Origin of the sequence: Mycobacterium simulans (assembly GCF_900232995.1) — a bacterium.
Lineage (GTDB): Bacteria > Actinomycetota > Actinomycetes > Mycobacteriales > Mycobacteriaceae > Mycobacterium > Mycobacterium simulans.
Window position 1 is genome coordinate 498,699 of the sequence record NZ_OCVX01000005.1, and the last position, 21,337, is coordinate 520,035.

At 63.2% G+C, this 21,337-nt stretch carries 20 protein-coding genes and 3 pseudogenes; 9 read left to right on the plus strand and 14 right to left on the minus strand.

Annotation, left to right across the window (positions count from 1 at the left end; translation table 11 throughout):
- Positions 1-87 precede the first annotated feature (87 nt).
- The 6 genes and pseudogenes from MSIMFI_RS20845 to MSIMFI_RS20860 all read right to left on the minus strand — a co-directional run bounded on the left by MSIMFI_RS20845 (position 88) and on the right by MSIMFI_RS20860 (position 5,442).
- A complete protein-coding gene (locus tag MSIMFI_RS20845) occupies positions 88-828 on the minus strand; it encodes a TetR/AcrR family transcriptional regulator (RefSeq protein ID WP_390632473.1) in 741 nt (246 codons plus the stop codon).
- A 443-nt stretch (positions 829-1,271) separates the two neighbouring features.
- Positions 1,272-2,888, minus strand: a pseudogene (gene nrdE, locus MSIMFI_RS29360) (class 1b ribonucleoside-diphosphate reductase subunit alpha); the annotation flags it as partial.
- A gap of 24 nt (positions 2,889-2,912) precedes the next feature.
- Positions 2,913-3,749: pseudogene (locus tag MSIMFI_RS29365) on the minus strand (LAGLIDADG family homing endonuclease); the annotation flags it as partial.
- 357 nt (positions 3,750-4,106) lie between these two features.
- Positions 4,107-4,667 (minus strand): annotated as a pseudogene (locus tag MSIMFI_RS29370) (ribonucleotide reductase N-terminal alpha domain-containing protein); the annotation flags it as partial.
- Entirely contained in the window at positions 4,634-5,128 is a 495-nt protein-coding gene (gene nrdI / locus MSIMFI_RS20855; RefSeq protein ID WP_191498940.1) for a class Ib ribonucleoside-diphosphate reductase assembly flavoprotein NrdI, read from the minus strand. The gene nrdI and the pseudogene MSIMFI_RS29370, both read right to left, overlap by 34 nt.
- A 74-nt stretch (positions 5,129-5,202) precedes the next feature.
- On the minus strand, positions 5,203-5,442 hold the full coding sequence (locus MSIMFI_RS20860) for a redoxin NrdH (protein ID WP_191498941.1): 240 nt from the start codon (positions 5,440-5,442) through the stop codon (positions 5,203-5,205).
- A gap of 454 nt (positions 5,443-5,896) precedes the next feature.
- Between MSIMFI_RS20860 and MSIMFI_RS20865 the strand changes: the two genes are divergently transcribed.
- Positions 5,897-6,466, plus strand: coding sequence for a diacylglycerol-binding protein (locus MSIMFI_RS20865; RefSeq protein ID WP_191498942.1), 570 nt, complete (start codon positions 5,897-5,899; stop codon positions 6,464-6,466).
- Here the strand turns inward: MSIMFI_RS20865 and MSIMFI_RS20870 are convergent.
- On the minus strand, positions 6,459-7,016 hold the full coding sequence (locus MSIMFI_RS20870; RefSeq protein WP_191498943.1) for an NAD(P)H-dependent oxidoreductase: 558 nt from the start codon (positions 7,014-7,016) through the stop codon (positions 6,459-6,461). The genes MSIMFI_RS20865 and MSIMFI_RS20870 overlap by 8 nt on opposite strands.
- A gap of 90 nt (positions 7,017-7,106) precedes the next feature.
- Between MSIMFI_RS20870 and MSIMFI_RS20875 the strand changes: the two genes are divergently transcribed.
- Positions 7,107-7,721, plus strand: coding sequence for a TetR/AcrR family transcriptional regulator (locus tag MSIMFI_RS20875; RefSeq protein ID WP_186242173.1), 615 nt, complete (start codon positions 7,107-7,109; stop codon positions 7,719-7,721).
- Positions 7,709-8,791 carry a DNA polymerase IV gene (locus tag MSIMFI_RS20880; protein ID WP_191499110.1) on the plus strand — a complete coding sequence of 361 codons (1,083 nt, stop codon included), beginning with the start codon at positions 7,709-7,711 and terminating at the stop codon, positions 8,789-8,791. The genes MSIMFI_RS20875 and MSIMFI_RS20880 overlap by 13 nt, the downstream gene beginning before the upstream one ends.
- Positions 8,792-8,937: 146 nt before the next feature.
- Here the strand turns inward: MSIMFI_RS20880 and MSIMFI_RS20885 are convergent, their stop codons facing one another.
- Positions 8,938-9,819, minus strand: a complete 882-nt coding sequence (locus tag MSIMFI_RS20885; RefSeq protein ID WP_191498944.1) for an SDR family oxidoreductase — start codon at positions 9,817-9,819, stop codon at positions 8,938-8,940.
- Between the two features lie 425 nt (positions 9,820-10,244).
- Here MSIMFI_RS20885 and MSIMFI_RS20890 point away from each other — a divergent pair, with 425 nt between their 5' ends.
- Positions 10,245-10,397 (plus strand): hypothetical protein, encoded by a 153-nt coding sequence (locus MSIMFI_RS20890; RefSeq protein WP_191498945.1) that lies wholly within the window; start codon positions 10,245-10,247, stop codon positions 10,395-10,397.
- Positions 10,398-10,429: 32 nt separating this feature from the next.
- On the opposite strand, the gene MSIMFI_RS20895 is transcribed toward MSIMFI_RS20890, so the two are convergent.
- Positions 10,430-10,999, minus strand: coding sequence for a TetR/AcrR family transcriptional regulator (locus MSIMFI_RS20895; RefSeq protein ID WP_191499111.1), 570 nt, complete (start codon positions 10,997-10,999; stop codon positions 10,430-10,432).
- Between the two features lie 183 nt (positions 11,000-11,182).
- Between MSIMFI_RS20895 and MSIMFI_RS20900 the strand changes: the two genes are divergently transcribed.
- On the plus strand, positions 11,183-12,661 hold the full coding sequence (locus MSIMFI_RS20900; RefSeq protein WP_191498946.1) for a cytochrome P450: 1,479 nt from the start codon (positions 11,183-11,185) through the stop codon (positions 12,659-12,661).
- A 78-nt stretch (positions 12,662-12,739) separates the two neighbouring features.
- Here MSIMFI_RS20900 and MSIMFI_RS20905 read toward each other — a convergent pair whose 3' ends face one another.
- Positions 12,740-13,255 (minus strand): 2-isopropylmalate synthase, encoded by a 516-nt coding sequence (locus MSIMFI_RS20905; RefSeq protein WP_191498947.1) that lies wholly within the window; start codon positions 13,253-13,255, stop codon positions 12,740-12,742.
- Positions 13,256-13,550: 295 nt separating this feature from the next.
- Between MSIMFI_RS20905 and MSIMFI_RS20910 the strand changes: the two genes are divergently transcribed.
- From MSIMFI_RS20910 to MSIMFI_RS29025, 3 genes are all read left to right on the plus strand, one after another.
- Entirely contained in the window at positions 13,551-13,700 is a 150-nt protein-coding gene (locus MSIMFI_RS20910) for a hypothetical protein (RefSeq protein WP_186242168.1), read from the plus strand.
- A gap of 303 nt (positions 13,701-14,003) precedes the next feature.
- Positions 14,004-14,129, plus strand: a complete 126-nt coding sequence (locus tag MSIMFI_RS29020) for a hypothetical protein (protein ID WP_260860992.1) — start codon at positions 14,004-14,006, stop codon at positions 14,127-14,129.
- A 424-nt stretch (positions 14,130-14,553) separates the two neighbouring features.
- Positions 14,554-14,688, plus strand: coding sequence for a hypothetical protein (locus MSIMFI_RS29025; protein WP_260860991.1), 135 nt, complete (start codon positions 14,554-14,556; stop codon positions 14,686-14,688).
- Positions 14,689-14,900: 212 nt separating this feature from the next.
- Here the strand turns inward: MSIMFI_RS29025 and MSIMFI_RS20915 are convergent, their stop codons facing one another.
- The 3 genes from MSIMFI_RS20915 to MSIMFI_RS20925 all read right to left on the minus strand — a co-directional run bounded on the left by MSIMFI_RS20915 (position 14,901) and on the right by MSIMFI_RS20925 (position 18,672).
- Positions 14,901-15,872: a sensor histidine kinase gene (locus tag MSIMFI_RS20915; RefSeq protein ID WP_191498948.1), complete on the minus strand. Its 972-nt coding sequence runs from the start codon at positions 15,870-15,872 to the stop codon at positions 14,901-14,903.
- Positions 15,873-15,992: 120 nt separating this feature from the next.
- A complete protein-coding gene (locus MSIMFI_RS20920) occupies positions 15,993-17,471 on the minus strand; it encodes a FadR/GntR family transcriptional regulator (RefSeq protein WP_191498949.1) in 1,479 nt (492 codons plus the stop codon).
- Between the two features lie 7 nt (positions 17,472-17,478).
- Positions 17,479-18,672, minus strand: a complete 1,194-nt coding sequence (locus MSIMFI_RS20925) for a thiolase family protein (RefSeq protein ID WP_191498950.1) — start codon at positions 18,670-18,672, stop codon at positions 17,479-17,481.
- A 58-nt stretch (positions 18,673-18,730) separates the two neighbouring features.
- On the opposite strand from MSIMFI_RS20925, the gene MSIMFI_RS20930 reads away from it, so the two are divergent.
- A complete protein-coding gene (locus MSIMFI_RS20930; RefSeq protein WP_191498951.1) occupies positions 18,731-19,075 on the plus strand; it encodes a Zn-ribbon domain-containing OB-fold protein in 345 nt (114 codons plus the stop codon).
- Positions 19,076-19,147: 72 nt separating this feature from the next.
- On the opposite strand, the gene MSIMFI_RS20935 is transcribed toward MSIMFI_RS20930, so the two are convergent.
- The gene (locus MSIMFI_RS20935; protein ID WP_191498952.1) at positions 19,148-21,325 is read right to left on the minus strand and encodes an acyl-CoA dehydrogenase; all 2,178 of its coding nucleotides are present in this window, start codon (positions 21,323-21,325) and stop codon (positions 19,148-19,150) included.
- Positions 21,326-21,337: the final 12 nt, after the last annotated feature.

Here is a 21,337-nt window from a genome sequence, read left to right on the forward strand (position 1 = left end):
GGTCTAGAGCTGGAATGCCCAGCTCGCCCCCGCAAGCGGGATGTACCCCCACCTCACCCGGCTTCGCCGGCTCCATGGTCGCCGGGCTCAGCTCACAGCGGGATTGCTGGGGACCACGTTGTGTATCGGCTGGTCAGGGTCCATCGCGATACCCAACGCCTCGGCCGTGCCGACGATGACTCCCATCATGATCGTCGTCAGGTGCGCGACGAACTGCTCACGCGACATGCGTCGTGGGCTGTCGGGTTGGGGCCCCAACCACCACTCGGTGGCCGACGCCGCCGATCCGAAGGCCGCGTGTGCGGCGAGTTCGAAGGCCGCGTGGTCCAGTTCCATCTCCCGCAGCTCGTTGTCGAACATGTCGGCCATGGCCAAGGTGATCCCGCGACCTTCGTCGAGGATCCGGACGGTCGCCTGGGGAGTGGCCCCGGTGCGGCCCTGAATGAAGACCCTCAGCACGTTGGGATGCATGTCGACCAGGGTGACGTACTCGTCGACACTGCGCCGGATGACTTCGCGGGCGGAGTCGGTCTTGAGGTCGACGGACGGGAAGATGGCCGCCCACAACATGTCGCGCAAGCGTTCGCCGATGGCCTGAAACAGATCGGACTTGTCAGCGAAATGCCGGTAGATCTTCGGCTTAGCCGTGCCGGCCTCTTCGGCGATTTCCCGCACACTCAGCTCGGGCCCCAGGCGGTCGATCGCGCGAAAAGCCGCATCGACGATGTCGTTGCGCACCTTCTTGCGGTGTTCGCGCCAACGCTCGCTGCGCGCGTCGACCTTCACGCCGGGCTTCACGCTCGGATGGGGTCGAGAGGGTCGGGGCATTCTCACCACGTCAAGCACCTTACCGCGTGCGGCCGCTGACCTGGGCGAACTGGTTATCCCATGCCGTGCCGAGTGTGCATCTCACGGCGCGACACGCCGTGGAGCCGTCGCCGGATTCGCACTCGGCGTGGTGGTTTGCGCCTCAATCCGGACGACGGTCGGTTGGGACTTTCAATCGGTCAGACACGCCCTGTCGCCGACCTACGCCGCTAGCTAGTCTTGCGCCCGGGCCCCGGTGCCCACCGATCTGACGGGATACCCGCGCGGTAGACAGCATTTCTGGTGGCAATTCCTGTGGAGGCATCCCCGTTAGGGTAGAGACTCTCACAAGAGATCCCGATGTGCGTTCGCACCCACGGCATTGAGCGGTCGTACATCCCCTTTGAAGCCAGCCTCTTGCAACCGAGCTAACTCTTCCTATATCTCTATTTCTGTCTGGGCTCCTACAGCATGCAGGACACGCAGCCCTCGACCTCGGTTCCTTCTAGCGCCATCTGGCGCAGCCGGATGTAGTACAAGGTCTTGATCCCCTTGCGCCAGGCATAGATCTGCGCCCTGTTGACCTCACGCGTAGTGGCCGTGTCCTTGAAGAACAGCGTCAGCGAAAGCCCTTGATCCACATGCTGAGTGGCCGCCGCGTAGGTGTCGATGATCTTCTCGTAACCGATCTCGTAGGCGTCTTGGTAGTACTCCAGGTTGTCGTTGGTCATGTAGGGCGCCGGGTAGTAGACCCGACCGATCTTGCCTTCCTTGCGGATCTCGACCTTCGACACGATCGGGTGAATCGACGACGTCGAGTGGTTGATGTAGGAGATCGATCCGGTCGGCGGCACCGCCTGCAGGTTCTGGTTGTAGATGCCGTGCGCCTGCACCGATTCCTTGAGCCGCTGCCAATCCTCTTGCGTCGGTATGCGGATCCCTGCATCGGCGAAAAGCTGACGCACCTTATCGGTCTTCGGCTCCCAAACCTGCTCGGTGTACTTGTCGAAGAACTCCCCCGACGCGTACTTGGACCGTTCGAAACCCTTGAAGTGCGTGCCGCGTTCGATCGCGATGCGGTTGGAGGCCCGCAGCGCATGATAGAGCACCGTATAGAAGTAGATGTTGGTGAAATCGATGCCCTCTTCGGAACCGTAGAAGATGCGCTCGCGGGCCAGATAGCCGTGCAGGTTCATCTGCCCCAGCCCGATCGCGTGGGAGTCGTTGTTGCCCTGCTCAATTGAAGGCACCGACCTGATATGCGTCTGGTCGCTGACCGCGGTCAGCGCGCGGATCGCCACCTCGATCGTCTGGGCGAAATCCGGGGAGTCCATCGTCTTGGCGATGTTCAGCGACCCCAGGTTGCACGAAATGTCTTTGCCCACTTTGGCATACGACAAGTCCTCGTTGAACAACGACGGCGTGGACACCTGCAGGATCTCCGAGCACAGATTCGAGTGCGTGATCTTGCCCTCAATAGGATTAGCCCGATTGACGGTGTCCTCGAACATGATGTACGGGTAGCCGGACTCGAACTGCAGCTCGGCCAGCGTCTGGAAGAACTCCCGGGCCTTGATCTTGGTCTTGCGGATCCGCGCGTCGTCGACCATCTCGTAGTACTTCTCGGTCACCGAAATGTCGGCGAACGCCACTCCATACACCCGTTCAACGTCGTAGGGCGAGAACAGGTACATGTCGTCGTTGCGCTTGGCCAACTCGAAGGTGATGTCGGGGATCACCACCCCCAGGCTCAGGGTCTTGATCCGGATCTTCTCGTCGGCGTTCTCCCGCTTGGTGTCCAGGAACCGATAGATGTCGGGGTGATGGGCGTTGAGGTACACCGCACCCGCGCCCTGGCGCGCACCCAGTTGGTTGGCGTAGGAGAACGAATCCTCGAGCAGCTTCATGATCGGAATGACACCCGAGGACTGGTTCTCGATGTTCTTGATCGGCGCGCCGTGCTCACGAATGTTAGTCAGCAGCAACGCAACTCCCCCGCCACGCTTGGACAGCTGCAGCGCGGAGTTGATCGATCGACCGATCGACTCCATGTTGTCCTCGATGCGAAGGAGAAAGCAGTTGTGCACGACCGTGCCACGAATCGTGTACGTATGCGTGTCCTCGACGTGGAGGTTGTAGACCTTCGTTGGGATGTCCTGCGTGCGCCTCACTTCGCGGATTCCGTACACCTGCCGGCCATGCACGACCTGATAAGTCGTGCGCGACGATCCCTTCTGGCCGACGTAGTTGTGCAGGTTCTTGCCGACGTCGAAGATGAACTCTTCGTTGGCGCCGGGCAGACCGGGCACGAATAGCTGCCCCGTCACGTTGCCCGCTTGGTTGACGTACTGGCGGATCCTGGACACGATCCCGATTCGGCGCAGCAGAAGCTGCACCTGATCGACCAGCTCCGGATTCACAAGGTCCAGCACCATGCCGCCGGTGGTGCTGCACCCGTCCCCGCGGAACAACCCGGCCAGCAATCCACGCTGAAACTCTTCGTCGGCCGTTAAGACGTCGTGAGACAACCGCTTTGAGCCATATCCTGTGCCGACCATGGAGAGGAACAGCGACGCAACGACTTTGCTGTTGCAGATCATGCGCACCGACTGATCCGACACGCTCTGGTGTATGGCGAGATCCGCCGCGAACACTCGCTTGAATGCCGCCGCCAACTCCTGCTGATAGTCGAGTTCGTGTGTGCCGATCGTGAAGTGGATGCCGTTGGGATTGCGACCCGCGGATCCCGATCGCTTGGAGACATGCCCTTCGGCGACGTACCAGCCGAGGATAAGGCCGAGATCGTACGACTCTTCAACGTAGCGATTCACTGATATGAAGCGCATGTGGTGGCGCTGCTTGTTGCGGTGCTTCCGATCGGAGGTGACCTTACGGATAAGCCCGTCGACCTCTTCGTATTCGCCCGCGCCGGCGTATTCCATCAGGTCATAGACCCGCCGCGGCCGTCCCTCCAATGGTGCAGCCGTCACGATGAAGTCCGAGGGACAAATGTCTTCGGCAGCCAACCATACGAATCCGTTGAAGGGGTCCGCACCGTCACCGTCGATAAGTGTCTGCACATCGCGCGTGGTCCACACCAGGATCGGATGCTCGGGAGTGCACAGGATTGGTTCCCCGTGCCCGAAGTGTGAGATCGAGATGAGTGCTCGTTCGTTGGGGTTCTCGACGACAGCCTCCACTACGGAATAGGCCCCGTTGTGCGAGAGCACGCGGTCACCCGCCTGCAGAGTCTCGATCGCCTTCGGCCCTTCGAGGGTATCCACTGGAGTCCCGGCTGGAAAACAACTCACTGGCTCGCCGCGTTGCTTCTTGCCAGAGTTCAAAAACGTCGGGGTGGCCGGCTGGAACCTGCCGTCGATGATCTCGTCCACCAGTTTCTCGGCCAACGCGTTGTCGCCGGCCGCCAGCGTGAGCGCGACCATGACCACGCGATCCTCGAAGCGCTCCAGGTAACGCTTTCCGTCGAAAGTCTTCAGCGTGTAGGAGGTGTAGTACTTGAAGGCGCCCAGAAATGTCGGGAAGCGGAACTTCTTGGCGTAGGCGCGATCCAGCAGCGTCTTGACGAAGTTGCGTGAGTACTGATCGAGAACCTCACGCTCGTAATAGTTTTCACGGATCAGGTAGTCGAGCTTCTCGTCCTGATTGTGGAAGAAGACCGTGTTCTGGTTGACGTGCTGCAGGAAGAATTGACGCGCGGCCAGCGTATCCTTGTCGAACTGAATCTTGCCGTCCGCGTCGTACAGATTCAGCATCGCGTTCAGCGCGTGGTAGTCCGTCTCCCCCGGCAGCGCGTGCGCGCCGGCGGTTACAGGCTCTGCAGCTGTGGCGGTTGGTGGCACGTCTGTTCCTTCCAGAAGTCGGCAAGTCCCGCGCGGACGGCGACGACGTCGTCCTCGGTACCCATCAGTTCGAAGCGGTAGAGATAGGGAACGCCGCACTTGCGCGAGACCACGTCGCCCGCATAAGCGAATTCGGCGCCAAAGTTGTTGTTGCCCGCGGCAATCACACCGCGGATCAATGACCGGTTGTGCTCGTTGTTCAAAAAAGCGATGACCTGTTTAGGGACATAGCCGCCGGCGTTGAGGTCCGGTGTGGCCCGGCCACCGCCGTACGTGGGCAGCACCAGCACATACGGTTTGTCGACCTCTATGCGGCCATGCAGCGGTATCCGTGTGGCGGGAACACCCAGCTTCTCCACGAAGCGGTGGGTGTTCTCCGACACGGAGGAGAAATAGACCAGTGGCGATGCCGCGGACGCGGCAGCAATATCCCGAGCCGGGCGCAGCGGGTCGCCACTCATCCAACCTAGGTTGCGTCCCGTGATGTCCATTGCACCGCAGCGTCCTTACCTGTCCTCGACTGATCCTGGGCGCGCTAGGCGGTCATCGCCGCACCGGTCAGCGCCTTGATGCGATCGGGCCGAAAGCCCGACCAGTGGTCGTTTCCCGCCACCACGACGGGAGCCTGCAGGTAGCCCAGCGCCATCACATAGTCGCGCGCCTCGGAATCCAGGCTGATGTCGACTTTCTGGTAGGCAATGCCCTGCTTGTCCAGCGCCTTGTAGGTCGCGACGCACTGCACGCATGCGGGCTTGCTGTAAACGGTGATGCTCATGGGCGTACCGCTCCTTTGCGGAAGTTAGGGGAACAAGACTGGCAACTATTCGTGTGGTACATCTGCGCTACGTTCAGCGATCCGTCAGGCCCCGAGATTCCCGTCCTGCGGCTGCCAGGACGCGCGATCTGGCGGTGCCGATTCCGGGAAGTTCATGGGCCCCTTGGAGCTGGTGGGACCGGCTGAACTTGGGATCTGCCGGTGCCCGAAACACTACACCTAGGGGGTGACAAGAAGAAGAGATACAAGATGTTCTGAATAACATTTCTGAAATTCCCTGGTCGTAAGGCCTGCCTTCGGGCTCACCTCGGCGTGTCGCAGATCACAACATCCGCGGGAGGTGTCCATGCGCCTGGTTTATCACCGACCACCGACAACGTGGGCGCTGGACCCACGGTCTACCGGCCGTCAGCAAACCGACCAGCAGCGGCTGGGTTGATGTAGCGTGCGCCTCATGAAGCTGCACGTGCCGCAAGCCGTCATGCTGTTCGCGCTGGGAATGCTGGCGTCACTGATCGGCGATCACGCTCATGTCGTCACCGGCACCACCGAGTACCTCACCAACCCAATTCCGTATGTGTGGAGCAGCCCCGTCTGGTTCCCCCTGCTCGTCGGATCCGCGACCGTCGTGCTGGCCGAACTGCGGTTGCACCTGCCCACGCCGCGTACCACGGTCAGCGCACGCCATGGACTCGCCGGAGTGGCCGCCGTGCTCGGCATCTACGTCATCACCGCCTTAGCGCACTCGGCGCCCGCGGTCCCGACGAACGTGCTCATTTATGCACTCGCGATACTCACCTGGTGCGCCCTGGGCGACGGTCCCGGCGCGGTCTGCGGCCTGCTCGCCGCTGTAGGCGGTCCAGTCTTCGAAGCCGTCCTCGCCGAGTTCGGCGTATTCAGGTACGCCGCCGACTCGAACGCATTGTTTAACGTCGCGCCGTGGCTCCCAGCGCTGTACTTCGCATTCGGCGTTGTGACCTCACTGCTTGCCGAGATCACCGCCAAACAGCGACAACTCAGCTGACCTCGGCGACGAGCTTGCCGACAACATCACGCACGTTCGCCGAAAGCTCTGCGTGATCTGCAGGAGCCTTGCCCTCCAGGGTTTGGAACGGCACCGAGAGTTTGACGTCGATCACCCGAGCGCCGGCAATGCCGAACGACTTGCGCGTCTCGTCGTGCGCCCACACCCCACCGAAGCGGCCCAGGGATCCACCGATCACGGCCAACGGCTTGTCCTTCAACGCACCGTTGCCGAACGGTCGGGAGAGCCAGTCGATCGCGTTCTTGATGACGGCGGGAACGCTGCCGTTGTATTCCGGCGTGACCACCAACGCGGCATCCGCATCGCCCGCCGCGGCACGTAACGCAACTACCGGGTCCGGCGCATGGTCAACCGCAGTGTTGACCGCATCGTCAATGTCTTCGTTGTAGAACGGCAAGTCCGCCAGCCCTTCGAACACGGTGACGGCTACCCCGTCAGGGGCGACGTCGGCCGCGAGTTCGGCGATCCGGCGGTTGATGGACTCCGCACGCAAACTTCCTACCAACGCCAAGACTTCGATGTCGGACATTTCCCGTTCCCTTCAGCTCTTGGTCTACATCTTCGCACGACAAAACCGGACCGTGGTCCGGTTTATTCCTACCCGCGTTACAGTGCAAGGGTGAGCGACGCGGTGCGATTCAGCGAATTGCCAGTGTCGGCCCCGCAGCGGCCTCCGCGCGAGCGGGGTGACGCCGCGCGCAATCGCACCCTCATCTTGGAGGCAGCGCGCCGCCTAGTCGCCAACCGCGGCGCCGACGCGATCACCATGGACGACGTCGCCGCCGCCGCCGGCGTCGGCAAGGGCACCGTGTTCCGCCGGTTCGGCAGCCGAGCCGGTCTGATGATGGTGCTTCTCGATGAGGACGAGCGGGCCAGTCAGCAGGCTTTTCTGTTCGGCCCACCGCCGCTGGGACCTGAAGGCCCACCACTGGATCGACTGGTCGCGTTCGGCCGGGACCGGATCCGCTTCGTGCATACCCACCGCGAATTGCTGTCGGAGGCCAACCGTGATCCGCAGACCCGCTACGGGCCCGCCGCCGCGGTAAACCGCACCCATGTGCGGGTGCTGCTGCGGTCCGCTCGGGCAACGGGTGATCTCGATGCCCAGACCGATGCCCTATTGGCACTGCTCGACGTCGACTATGTCGAGCATCAGCTCAGCCATCGCGGCCATACGCTGCAATCGCTGGGCGACGCATGGGAAAGCCTGGCGCGCAAGCTATGCGGCCGGTGACCGATCACGATAGGTTAAGAACACAGCGGTGGATCCTGCATGTGGATCTCGATCAGTTTCTGGCGGCGGTCGAACTGCGCCGACACCCCGAACTCACCGGCCTGCCGGTCATCGTCGGTGGCAACGGCGATCCGGCGGAACCGCGCAAAGTCGTCACCTGCGCCTCGTATGAGGCCCGCAAGTTCGGGGTCCGGGCGGGCATGCCGCTGCGCACAGCCGCCCGCACTTGCCCCGACGCCACGTTCTTGCCGTCGGATCCGGCCGCCTATGACGCGGCGTCCGATGAGGTGATGGGGTTATTGCGCGACCTGGGCCACCCCGTGGAGGTCTGGGGCTGGGACGAGGCATACGTCGAGGTGACCGCCCTGGACGCCGACAACCCCGTCGACCCCGCCAAAGTCGCCGAACAAATCCGCACCGTCGTCATGGCGGAAACCGGCCTGTCATGCTCGGTCGGCATCAGCGACAACAAGCAGCGCGCGAAGGTCGCCACCGGGTTCGCAAAACCGGGAGGGATATTTCAGCTCACCGACGCGAACTGGATGGATTTGATGGCCGAGCGCACGGTCGACGCACTGTGGGGCGTAGGTCCCAAGACAATGAAAAAGCTTGCAGCCCTTGGGATAACGACAGTCTGGCAGCTTGCGCATGGCGACGCCGAGTTGCTGGTGTCCACATTCGGCCCGCGAACCGGACTCTGGCTGCTGTTGCTCGCCAAGGGCGGCGGCGATACCAAGGTCAGCACCGAGCCGTGGGTCCCGCGGTCGCGCAGCCATGTCACCACCTTTCCCCGCGATCTCACTGACCGAGCCGACATGGACGTGGCGATAACGGAACTCGCGCAGCGGGCGCTGAACGACGTTGTGGCGTCGGCGCGGATAGTCACCCGGGTCGCGGTCACCGTGCGCACCGCGACGTTTTACACCCGCACCAAGATCCGCAAGTTGCAGACGCCCACCACCGATCCCGACGTCATCACCGCCGCCGCCCTGCGCATTCTGGACTTGTTCGAACTAGATCGGCCGGTCCGATTACTCGGAGTGCGCCTGGAACTTGAGATGCCGAAGTAGCGCACCGCACCCGCCCCACAATCGGCTCTGACCAGCGCACTTCATGATTTGCGAAAGATTCCAGAAGTCCTGTCCGGCACATTCGGCTGGGCCAACAAACCACACGCCGAGGACAAAACGTCGGCAGCAGGATCGCCGGCTTGTTCCTACAAGGCATCGGGTCGTAAGGGGGCGGGCCGCAGCGCACGCGTGAAGAACACATTCACCCGCCGCATCACCAAGCTGTAGGGCCACCAAGCCACGCGCTTGAACGCATACAACGCCCGGATGTCGCCCGACGTGTAGATCAGGTATCTGTTCCTTGCGACGCCGGCCAAGATCTTCTCGGCGGCCTTCTCCGGGGACACGGCATGACCACTGAAGCGTCCGACCCACCGGTTCACCCTGGGATCATCGCGGTCGACGCCGGCGATCTCGACGGTGTTGACCAGTGGGGTCTTCACCGCACCCGGCACCACGACGGAGACCCCGATGCGGTGCCGGGCCAGGTCGAAGCGCAGCACTTCAGAAAGCCCGCGCAGCCCGAACTTGCTGGCGCTATAGGCCGCATGCCAGGGCAGCGCAACGAGACCGGCCGCCGAGGACACATTGACCAGATGTCCGCCCCGACCGGCCGCCACCATCGGCGGGACGAATGTCTCGATCACGTGGATCGGACCCATGAGGTTGATCGCGACCATCTTGCTCCATTGGTCGTGGGTGAGCTGGTCAACGGTCCCCCAGGCCGACACACCGGCGATGTTCAATAAGACGTCCATGCTGGGATGACTGGCGTGGATGTCGGCCGCGAACGCGGCGACCTCGTCGTAGTCAGAGATATCGAGAACCCGATGGGCGGGCACTTGTGCGCCCAGCGCGCGGGCGTCGGACACGGTTTGCGCCAGACCGTCGAAGTCACGGTCGGTCAAGTACAGCTCGGCGCCCTGCGCGGCAAGCCGCAACGCGGTGGCGCGCCCGATGCCGCTGGCTGCACCGGTGACAAAACACCGCTTACCCGCGAAATACCGCCCGGATGCCGTCTGCAACATGGCGGTGACGATACCGGCGGTAACGGCGTGGCCCATCACGCCCCGGCCAGCGGGGACTGGCACATGAGATTAGCGACGCAGGGAACGCCGCATTAAACGCTATGTCCAATAAAGTTCGGATTTGTCAAAATAATTGACCTTAGGTGTAAATCAGTTTGACACTGCGCGTGCTATCGAACAAATACATGCCGGCATGCGTGAAACGAAGCCAGTGTAGCGGTCTACTCACCAAAAGCGTTATGCACCAACAGTTTTAGTCGTATCCACGATGTTGTAGCGCCCCGCCCAGATCCGGCCAGATGCAATTTATTATTCATCCGGACATGACTGCATGAATATCATCAGCGAACCTATTTACGGCACCGGCCGAACACGTTAGCGTTTGACATCCCAAACTTCTCAGTAATCCATGAACGGAGGCTTCGATGAGCGCAAAAAGCGACAATCGGATGGGCCGGGCCCTGATCGCCGCGCTGGCTGCGGCGTTCGCAGTCATGGCCGCAGGCTGCGCAACCAACGCGCACGGAGAGTCGGCTCCCATCGCGAGCGATCAGGTGCTGCTACAGGTCGATCGATGAGGGCGGCGGCGACGGCCGTCGCGATTTAGCCGCTACCGCGGCCTACCACCCCACAACGCGTTTAGCCACATCTGCTCAAGCACCTGCACACGACGCTCTACGTCGTCGTTGCGGCCCACAAAAAATGGATCACCGGTGAGCATTTGTGCGGTGGTGGCCGCCAGGGTGCGGATCAGCGTGGGGAGATCCTCGCTGATGGGGTGCGCTGTCCCGGCCTTCACCTCGGTTTTGACAATCCCGACAAGCGCGCGCAGCACACCCTCAAACTGCTGCTCGAGGATCTCGCTTATCTCGGCATCGCTGTGGCGGGCGGTATTGCAAGCCGTCATCAGCGGTTTGGCGTGCGCATAGACGGCGGCCGCACTGGCGACCATCCGCTTGGCGAACTGCTCCGGCGACTCGCCCGGTTGCCGAGGGCCGAAGTGCTCCGTGCGTTCTTCGAGATCGCTCGCGACCTCGGCCAGGATTTGGGCAAGCACCGAGTACTTGGACTCGAAGTAGAAGTAGAAACCCGACCGGGCCACACCGGCTCGGTTGCTGATCATGCTGACCGACAACTCGGCGAACGGCCTCTCCTGGAGGAGTTCGCGCACCGCCTGCATAATCGCTTGGCGATGCTTGTCGCCACGCCGTCGAAATGCCTGAACGCCCCGCTCTCCCCAGTCGGCACCGGTAATCACCCCCTGACCTTGCACCACGTCGCGCAAAAAGGGAACTTGACATGCGTCAAGGTCGTCCGAAGCATAATTGATAGTGGCGGCTGCTGCAACCGATAAGGAGTGTCAATGGCGACAATTAGCACCCCAACATACCTTGTTGACCAAGCCAAACGTCGGTTAACCCCGTCAATCAACAACTTCCCCGGCATGGGTCTGCTGGAACGCACGCTGCGGAAGACTCAATTCCCGGAGAAGACGCTGGCGGACCCGCCGCCGGACAGCGACCTCAAACCGGTCCTCGGTGACGCGGGGTTGCCGATCATTGGGCATCTCATCGAGATCTTGCGCGGCGGACCTGACTACCTGATGTTCATGTACCAAACCAAGGGTCCGGTGATATTCGCCGATTCCCCAATCCTGCCGGCCGTCGCGGCCCTGGGCCCGGACGCCGCGCAGACCATCTACGCCAACCGCAACAAGGACTACTCGCAACAGGGCTGGGTCCCGGTGATCGGGCCGTTTTTTCACCGCGGGCTGATGCTGCTCGACTTTGACGAGCACATGTTTCACCGGCGGATCATGCAGGAAGCGTTTGTCCGGTCGCGGCTAGCCGGCTACGTCGAGCACATGGACCAAGTGGTGTCGCACGTCATTGTCGATGACTGGGTGACAAACGATCCGCGCTTCCTTCTCTATCCGGCTATGAAGGAGCTCACGCTCGACATCGCCTCGATGGTGTTCATGGGCCACGAGCCGGGTACCGACCGCGAGCTGGTGACGAAGGTGAACAAGGCCTTCACCACGACGACACGCGCCGGGAACGCGATCATCCGCACCAGCGTGCCGCCGTTCACCTGGTGGCGTGGCATCAAGGCGCGTGAGCTGCTGGAGAACTACTTCGAAGAACGAGTCAAGGAGCGCCGCGGCGAAGAGGGCAACGACCTGCTGACGGTGCTGTGTCAAACCGAGGACGAGGACGGCAACCGGTTCTCCGACGAGGACATCGTCAACCACATGATCTTCTTGATGATGGCCGCCCACGACACGTCGACATCCACGGCAACCACGATGGTGTACCACCTGGCCGCCCACCCGGAATGGCAGGACCGCTGCCGCGACGAATCGGATCGCCTGGGCGACGGGCCGCTCGACATCGAATCGCTGGAGAAGCTGGAGTCGCTTGATCTGGTGATGAACGAGTCGATCCGTCTGGTGACGCCCGTGCAATGGGCGATGCGCCAGGCGGTGCGCGACACCGACCTGCTGGGCTACTACCTACCGAAAGGCACAAACGTCGTCGCCTATCCCGGGATGAATCATCGCCTGCCGGAGTTGTGGACGGACCCAATGAAGTTCGACCCGGAGCGGTTCACCGAGCCGCGCAACGAGCACAAGCGGCATCGTTATGCGTTCACGCCGTTCGGCGGCGGTGCGCACAAGTGCATCGGGATGGTGTTTGGCCAGTTGGAGATCAAGACGATCCTGCATCGGCTGCTACGCCGGTACCGGCTGGAACTCTCCAGGCCCGACTACCAGGCGCACTGGGATTACGGCGGCATGCCGATTCCGATGGACGGGATGCCGATAGTCCTGCGCCGGCTCTAGCCGCCTTCTCCTCGCGAGGAGACGCAAAATCGCCCTGGAACGCTCGGTCCAGGGCGATTTTGCGTCTGGTCGGCGGATTTAGCCCAGCAGCCGGTTAGCGCAGGCGATCACTGCACGAAGGGCAGATTGAGTGGGGTCGTCGGCCGAGCCCATGGACCACTCAACGCGAAGCCCGTTGGTGCCGCAGACAAAAGTGGCGGTGCACGCACCCGATTGCATCTGATGGAACTGCAGTGTCTCGAACTTGATCCCACGGTCGTGCAACATCGCGGTGAGCGCCGCGATCGGTCCGCTGGCGGCGGCGGTTGACGTACTGATGCGATCGCCGTCGGCGATCATCGCCCGATAGTTGCGGGCTTGCGGACCGAGCCGCCCGGCGGGCCGAGCCGCGTCGGTGCAGGCCCAGTGCCCTAGCCGCAGGGGGCCGGCGCTGTAGCTGTAGGTCGCAACGAAGTTTTCCCACGACATGGCGTCGGCCTGCTCTCGCAGCCCACGCGGTAACGCAGTCCCGAAGTGATAGCCGAACCAAGCGTTGGCGTCGCACTGGCGCGACGAACCGCCGGGGAGATTGAGATTCAGCGAGCGGATTGTCATTGCGCCGGGTCTTCTCTGGCTAGCAGGGGCGACCGACGGCAGTAGCTTCCGACCCACAGCGGGGGTCGGTCTGGATCAGACCCCGCTGTGGGTGCTGGCTACTACGGCACGCTCAAGACGACGCACGAGCGGTGACATTAGACGCCGCGTTCCGGCGCCGCAAGTTCGTTTCCAGCGTCCTGCCGGCTCTGGGACCAAGATGCAAAAACGCCTCGGCACAGTAGCTCGTGGCGATAGCATCTGATGGCGGCGGACGCCGCCGACGGGTGCGGTCTAGCAAGGAAAGGCGCGGCCGATGAGCGCAAAGAAGACCAGGCAAACGGTTCGGATGGTGGTCGCGGGACTGGCCACCGTACTCGCACTGCTGGCGGCGGGGTGCGCGGCACAAAGGACACCCAACGTCGAGGTGCCCGCCAACCCGGTGCCCGCGGCTGCCGTCGGCTAGCTGGCACACGCTGGCGTTTCACCCACAACGTCGGGGGATCCGCCGGGGACCACTGCGCTGCCGGCGATTCCGCGGCAAGCGCATCGGGTGGCCGAATAATCGGTTGGTCCCCGGCGGCTCGACGTATTCCAGATCCTCGGCATGAGGTATGCGCACTGTCGGTGAAAGTTCGCGAAGGGGAACCCAATTCGTTGCGCAATGCGGCGAAACGACGCTCAGAGGGCGTAATGCGGGGATAGCATCGCAGGCGGTGTTCATAGCAAACCAACCACGCTGATGCATGAACAAAGAAAGGCACGAACCATGAGCTCCAAGAGCAAGGTCTCCCGAGTGGTAGCGGCAGTGTTATTCGCCGCGTTTGCGGTGTTCGCGGCGAGCTGCTCGGAGCAGGTAACCGCGCCGCCCGCGCCGGAACTGCCGTCGTCGTAGGACCCATACCGTCGAAACCGATAGCGCGGTCGATGAACCGCGCCAGACCGCCGTATCGACGCAAAGCGACGCATAATACTCGGCGCAGCACGACAAGTATCCGAAATCGAGAAATTTGCGGATCGATAAAAATCCTGTGACAGATCACGCGTCGCCTCAAGTCACCGCGCGATTTTTAGTTCGGCTACCCATATTTGCGGCAACGTAGCTTTGACCTGGGCGTTGGTCCTGCGTCACCGATATTGCGGATTCACTTGTGGAGCGTATGCTCCATTCGTCCCCTGCACTCGCCGACAACCGACCTCCAAAGAGCGGTGTGTCGACGAAAAGAGGCTATTCACTGCCGCTTATGCCGCCGTTAGCATCCGAATGCCGCGGTTGTTGTACAGCGCGGTTCCGATCCAGCAAACGAAAGGCACAAAAAATGAGCGCTAGGAAGAACGGCATACGGATGCTCGGCGCGGTGCTCGCCGCGGTGGCGGCGATGCTTTTGGCGGGTTGTGCCAGCGGTGGCCACCCCCTAGCGCAGGGCGACACCGCGGTCGTAGCGCCAGCGTAAGCCGCCATCTAGAAGCAAAGCTGCGCTAACGGAATCGCCCGATGACCCACGGCTTACCTCCCTTCTCAAGCCGTCGGCCGGTCTGGCTGCGGCCAATTTGGCCAGTTCCGCTGGCACAGTATCCACTCGCCTCGGGGTGACCGCCATCAGTCACCCCGAGGCGAGTCAAACCGCAACTCTGACCAGCGGCGCCATCGTTGCGCCGCAGCCGGTTACCCCGTCGATCCCTGCGACGGGTTAAGCCGAAGGTAGGCCTGGATGGTCGTCCCATTTGCCGAGGTGTGGGTACGCACCAAATCCGCCACTGCATTGACCAGGAATAGACCGCGACTGGCAGTGCCGCCCGTGCCCGGATGCTGGCGTCCCACCAGCGGGTCATCGAGCCGTCCCCCATCGCGCGCCTCACAAACGAGATGGTCATTCTGCCGCCAGAAAGCGAGCTGGCACGCTCCTCCGGTGTATTGCAAGCTGTTGGTGGCCAACTCGGTGGCGATCATTTGCAGGTCCTTGATGCCCTCCTGCGAGAGGCCGACCCAACCGGCATAGTCGACCGCGAACGACCGAGCCGGACGCAGGTCCGTGCTTTGCCGCACCGTGTAGGTGACAGCGCCGGGATTGGGCGGTAACGGCTGGTTGCAGCGCGCCAGGGCGTCATCCGGCGCGTACTCGGTGCTGCGGTAGGCCGATCCGCATTTCCAGAACAACGGGTGTGTGCTGCGGGCGTCAGCCAGAACATCGTCGTCTAGCCGCTCTGCGTCGTAAAGGCATAATCCCATCACGTTCTGGCTTTCTAATGCCCCGTTGCTCAACGCCTCGTGTTGCACACAGGCGAGGCATTCATCGGTTGTGCGACCGGGCCAGACAAGTTGACTGATGATCCGAACGCGTTGATCGACGTACTTGGCGGTAAAGGAACTCTCCGTTGCCAAAAATCGGCTCGGATTGCGGGCCACCTCGGTGATATCGACCATCCGCAACTCGGCGGTCGATCCCGCGCGGGCGGCATTCAACTCCGGACGCAATAGCGCCAGCAGGTCGCCCGGTACTGCGACCAGGACGGGCTCGTCGACCGCGAACCCGCTGGCAACGAAGCGCACCACGAAATCCAGATATTCCCTTTGGGAGTGGTAGAACAGCGCGCAATGGACGAAGCCTCGCTGCTTCGTCTCGGTGATCGAAGCCATCTAGCGCTCCCGCTTGCGTAAATATGCCGGCCCTCTATTGGACCGGCGATCGATATGTTTATCTACATACCCCAGACATGTGTTAGCTATGCGCACCACCGGATTCTCGGGCGGGTCGAACTACAACCACCAGGACGCGGCGGCGTCCAAATGGCGACGGACGCGGTAGCGGGCCAGGCTGTCGTCGCCAATGCTGATTGCCTCGAGAATCCGCTCGTGGGCGTGTTCCACGGCGACCACGTCGCTCCAAGTCGGCAGTGCCTGGCCGCTGCTGGACCAGTGACGGCGGAACAATTCGACGATTATCCGGAGAAATAGCTCGAGCAAAGAATTGCCGGCCAACTGGGACAGCCCGACGTGGAAGCGGAACTCCTCGACCGCGGCCTTACGCAGATCGTCTGTTGCTCGTGCTGTTGCTTGAGTGGGGGCGGGTCGATTCGGTTGAAGGTTCGGTTGAAGGAAGGCCGCGACCTCAGGTTCGGAGCGCCGCCTGACGACTCTGGCCACATTGTCGATCTCGATGGCATCGCGGACGCAGCGCAGATCTTCACGGCTGGGTTTGCGGTACTGCAGGTAGAGTGCGATCGTGTCAATGCTCGCCTGCGCCTGGGGTTGTGTGACGATCAGACCGCCGCCCGGTCCCCGGCGCATCCGCGCGATCGTGTGATATTCGAGCAGCCGCACGGCTTCGCGCAGCACCGACCGACTCACTCGGTAGCGCTCCAGCAGCGCGGCCTCTGTCCCGAAAACCGAACCGACGTGCCAGCCGCTGGCGGCGATATCGTCGCTAATCGTGACCGCCAACACCTCGGCGAGTTTGCCTCGGGGGGCATCGATTTCGAGTCGTGCTCGGCGCGGCCCGCGTACCCGTGCCGTGGCATCGGCCCCGTCCTGGTGCTCCTGCAGCCAGGCGGTCACCGCCTGCACGTGTCGCTCGGTGAGCGTCCTGGCGCGTGCTGAATCGCCCGCGGTGACCGCTGCGACGATGTCGGAATGCGCATGGTGCATCTGGTCGACCGCTTCGATGGCCTCATTTTCCGACGCGGTCTGCGATTCAAATGCATATCGCTTGGTCAGCCTCATCAAGACATCGATAAATAGCTGTAACACAGGGTTTTTCGAGCGCTCAGCGAGTGCGACGTGAAACTCCTCCCGTGGTGCGGGCATACCGGGATGCCACTGTTCCTCGGCGCGTAGGACTGCGCGCAACGCCTCGATGCCGGTTTCGTCGATGTGCTCTGCGGCGAGAGCGGCCGCCAACGGCTCGAGCACCAGCCGCGCGTTGAGCAGGTCGCCGAGCGTGGTGCCCAGGTATTCGAGATAGATGACGACGGCGCGGGTCGCCGGGCCGGCATCGGGCTCACAAACGAGCAGCCCGCCGCTGGGTCCGCGCCGCATCCGGGCAACCTGATGGTGCTCGACGAGGCGAACGGCTTCGCGTAGGACCGATCGGCTCACGCAAAAGCGTTGTTGCAGAGCTTGTTCGGAACCCAGCGATTCTCCGACGGGCCAACCGCGGCGTACGATATCCGCCTCGATGCGGCGGGCGATCTTCGAAGCTCGGCTGTCCGTCCGCGGGATGTCGGCGTCGGAACTCATCGAGGGCTCAACATGTGAGCAACATGCATCCGGCCACCGGACCGCCGCCTACCGAAACCACGCCGACCTCCGGTCGTTGCGATACTTGCCGCTCCCCCGCTTCGCCGCGCAGCTGCAAGCATCCTTCGTGCAGTGCCCAGTAACCGTGCATGCGCCCCGCCGAGAGTTGGCCACCATAGGTGTTGAGGGGTAGTTCGCCTTCTCGGGCGATTCGCGCACCGCCCTCGACGAACGGGCCGGCCTCGCCGTCGGCACATATTCCAAGGGCTTCCAACCATGCGATCGTGAGAAACGTGAAACCGTCGTATAACTGGGCGACGTCAAGGTCGGTGGGCCTCAATTCCGTCCGCGACCACATCTGCGCCGCGGCATCGGACATCGCCATCTTGGGGTAATCATGGCGGTGGAACCAGCCGCCGGCACCGTCGGACCCGCCGATCGCCTCGACCGCAACGACTCGGTGCGGGCAGTCGCGGGCGTAGTCCGCGCCAGAGACCACCACCGCGATGGAGCCGTCAACGGGCACATCGCAATCCAGCAACCCGAACGGTGTCGACACCAATCGGGCGCCCAGATAGTCGGCCATCGTCATCGGGTCGCGATAGACCGCGAGGGGATTCAGCGCCGCGTTGCGCCGGCCGTTGAGAGCCAGCCAGCCCAATTGCTCCTTGGTGGTTCCATACAATTCCATGTGGCGTCGGCAGTTCAGGGCCAGCCAATTCGCAGCGGAGTAAGCCTGGGCCGCAACCAGATCGGTGATGTCGTCCATCGGACCCACAGCCGGCCGTGGAGCACCTTCGGGCACATCGAGCATCCGCGCAAGCGGCGGCGGGGGCGCGTCCTCTTGCGGTTTGACGGGCACGGTACCGCCGAGCATTTGAATGGTCCGGTAGACGACCACATGCCGCGCGCGGCGTTCCGAGACCGCGCGGCACGCCGACATGACCGGACTCAGCAGGCCGCCGGTGCCGAATCCGGTTCCACAGTCCGCAGCCTCGACCCGCAGTTCGGCGTTGACCTCGCCAGCCGGAGTGTCGCCCAAGGTCGCAATGCCGTCGATATCGGCGGCGGCTAGGCCGGCGTCATCGATGGCGGCCCGCACCGCCTCCATGGTCAGCTCCAGCCCCGGGATGCCGGTACGACGACCGACTCGCGAAATGCCGATGCCGGACAAGATCGCGTCTTTCTCGAAGTAGCTCATCTGCACCGTCCGTAGGCGTGCGGCGGACACCGGACCAATAGAGTGTACTGTATTGGTCGTGCCAGCCGAGCCGACTTCCCAGCTGCTCATCGAGCACTGCGACGGATGCGCCCGCTGGGTGCATCCTGCCGCGGGCGAATGCCCGGATTGCGGTGGCCCGCTAGTCGCGCGCCCGGTGTCCGGGCATGGCACGGTGTTCACCTACACGGTCAATTACCACCCGTATAACCCGGATGTGCCAACGCCTTATGTGATCGCCATCGTCGAGCTCAGCGAGCAGAGTGGGCTTCGCGTAGCAGCCAATATTGTTGATTGCCAGCCAGATTCGGTGACGTGCGGAATGCCCGTCGAGATGCGACCGGAGAAGGGTCCCGGCGGCGCACCGTTGTTCGCCCCGGCCTAGTGGCGCGAGCAGACGCAGAATCGCCCAAAATCTTTGATTTTGAGGCGATTCTGCGTCTGCTCGCCAGCGAACTCAGCTGATCAGCGGGTCGCGGGGCATGCCGAGGATCCGCTCGGCGATCTGGTTGCGGGCGACCTCCGAGGTGCCACCGGCGATCGCCATGCCGCGGGCACCCATGACCATCCGGCCGCCTAGCGCACCCGGCCCGTCGAGCAGCGCGATGTCGGGACCCAGCAGCGCTGCCGAGATCGCCGCGCCCTCGATCATGTGCTCGGCCAGCTTGAGCTTGGTGACGTTGCCTTCCGGCCCCGGGCCCGCACCTTCGACGCTGCGGGCCGCGCGGCGCAGGTTCAACAGTCGCAGCGCGTGATCATCGGCGAGGAACGAACCGACCCGTATTCGCCCACCCGCCAAGGCATCTGGCCGCTGTAGTACCCGCTTCACCAGTTTCGCCCCTAGACCCTCGTAGTATCCCCCACTGCCGCCGATGCTGACCCGCTCGTTGCCCAGCGTGGCCCGCGCGACCGTCCACCCCGAATTGGGCGCGCCGACGACGTCCTCGTCGGGAACAAAAAGGTCGTTGAAGAACACTTCGTTGAATTCCGAGCCGCCGGTGATCTGCCGCAGCGGGCGCACCTCGACGCCCGCGCCCTTCATGTCGACGATCACCGTTGTAATGCCGGCGTGCTTGGGCGCATCGGGGTCGGTGCGCACGGTGGCCAAGCCACGTGCGCAGTACTGCGCCCCACTGGTCCACACCTTCTGCCCGTTGATCTTCCAACCGCCGTCCACCCGAGTGGCGCGGGTCTTGACCGAGGCGGCATCCGACCCGGCTTCGGGCTCGGAGAACAGTTGGCACCAGACCTCGTCCTGACGCAGCGCCTTCTCAACGAATCGTTCTATTTGCCAAGGGGTTCCGTGTTGGATCAAGGTCAGGATCACCCATCCAGTGATCGAGTAGTCCGGGCGCTTGATGCCCGCCGCGCGAAATTCTTCCTCGATCACCAACTGCTTGACGGCGTCGGCCGCCAATCCCCACGGCTTGGGCCAGTGCGGCATCACATAGCCCGTCTCGATCAGCTTGTCCAGCTGCGCCTCCTTGTCCAAGGCCGCAATCTCGGCCGCGTCGGCGCGGATCTGGGTGCGCAATTCTTCAGCCTCGGGCGGCAGGTCAAGGCTGTTGGCGCGGGTGACTCCAGCCGCGGTGCCGTTGAAAACGTCTGCGGCGGGCGCGTCTCCGCCGAACAACGCAGCGATCACCAGCGCGCGTCGCAGATGCAGATGCGCATCGTGCTCCCAGGTGAAGCCGATGCCGCCGTGCACCTGGATGTTGAGTTCGGCATTGCGCGCGTAGGCAGGGAACGCCAACGCCGCCGCCACCGCTGCGATCAGACGGAACTGTGCCTCGCCCTCTGATGGGTCGTCTTCTGCCGCGCGCGCGGCGTCCCATACCGCGGCGATCGCCGACTCGGCGGCAACCAACATATTCGCGCAATGATGTTTCACCGCTTGGAAAGTCGCAATGGTGCGGCCAAACTGCTGACGCACCTTGGCGTAGTCGACGGCGGCGTCGACGCAGTCAGCCGCGCCGCCGACCGCCTCGGCGGCCAGCAATGTCCGGGCGCGCGCCAGCGCCGACTCCCGCGCACCCGGCAGGATGTCAGCGGCGACCACGCTCACGTTCTGCAGCCGGACACGTCCGGAACGCCGGGTCGGATCGAAATTCTCCGGAACATCCACGGACACGCCGTCGCGCCCACGGTCCAATACCAGCACGTCATCACCGGCGGCAATCAGCAGCAGTTCAGCCAACCCGGCACCGAGCACGACCCCGGCCTCCCCGTCGGCAACACCGTCCTTCAGCTGCACCCCGCCGCGCAGCCCAACGCCCGCGGTGACGGTTCCGTCGATCAGTCCTGGCAGCAGCCGAGCTTTTTGCTCGGCCGTACCCTCTTTCGCGATCACGGCCGATGCGATCACCGTCGGCACGAACGGCCCGGGCGCTATCGCGCGGCCGAGTTCTTCGATCACCACCACGAGTTCGGGAAGTCCGTAGCCTGAGCCGCCGTGCTCCTCGTCGATGTGCAGACCAAGCCAGCCGAGCTCGACCAGGTTCGGCCAAAACGGCGGTCGGGCCTCGTCGGGCGCATCGAGCAGGGAGCGCGCCGCCCAGCGCGCCTTCTGCGAGGTCAAGAACGCGCGGGCTACCTCGGCGAGTTCGCGATGGTCGTCGGTCAGTGCGATACCCATCAGGGGCCCTCC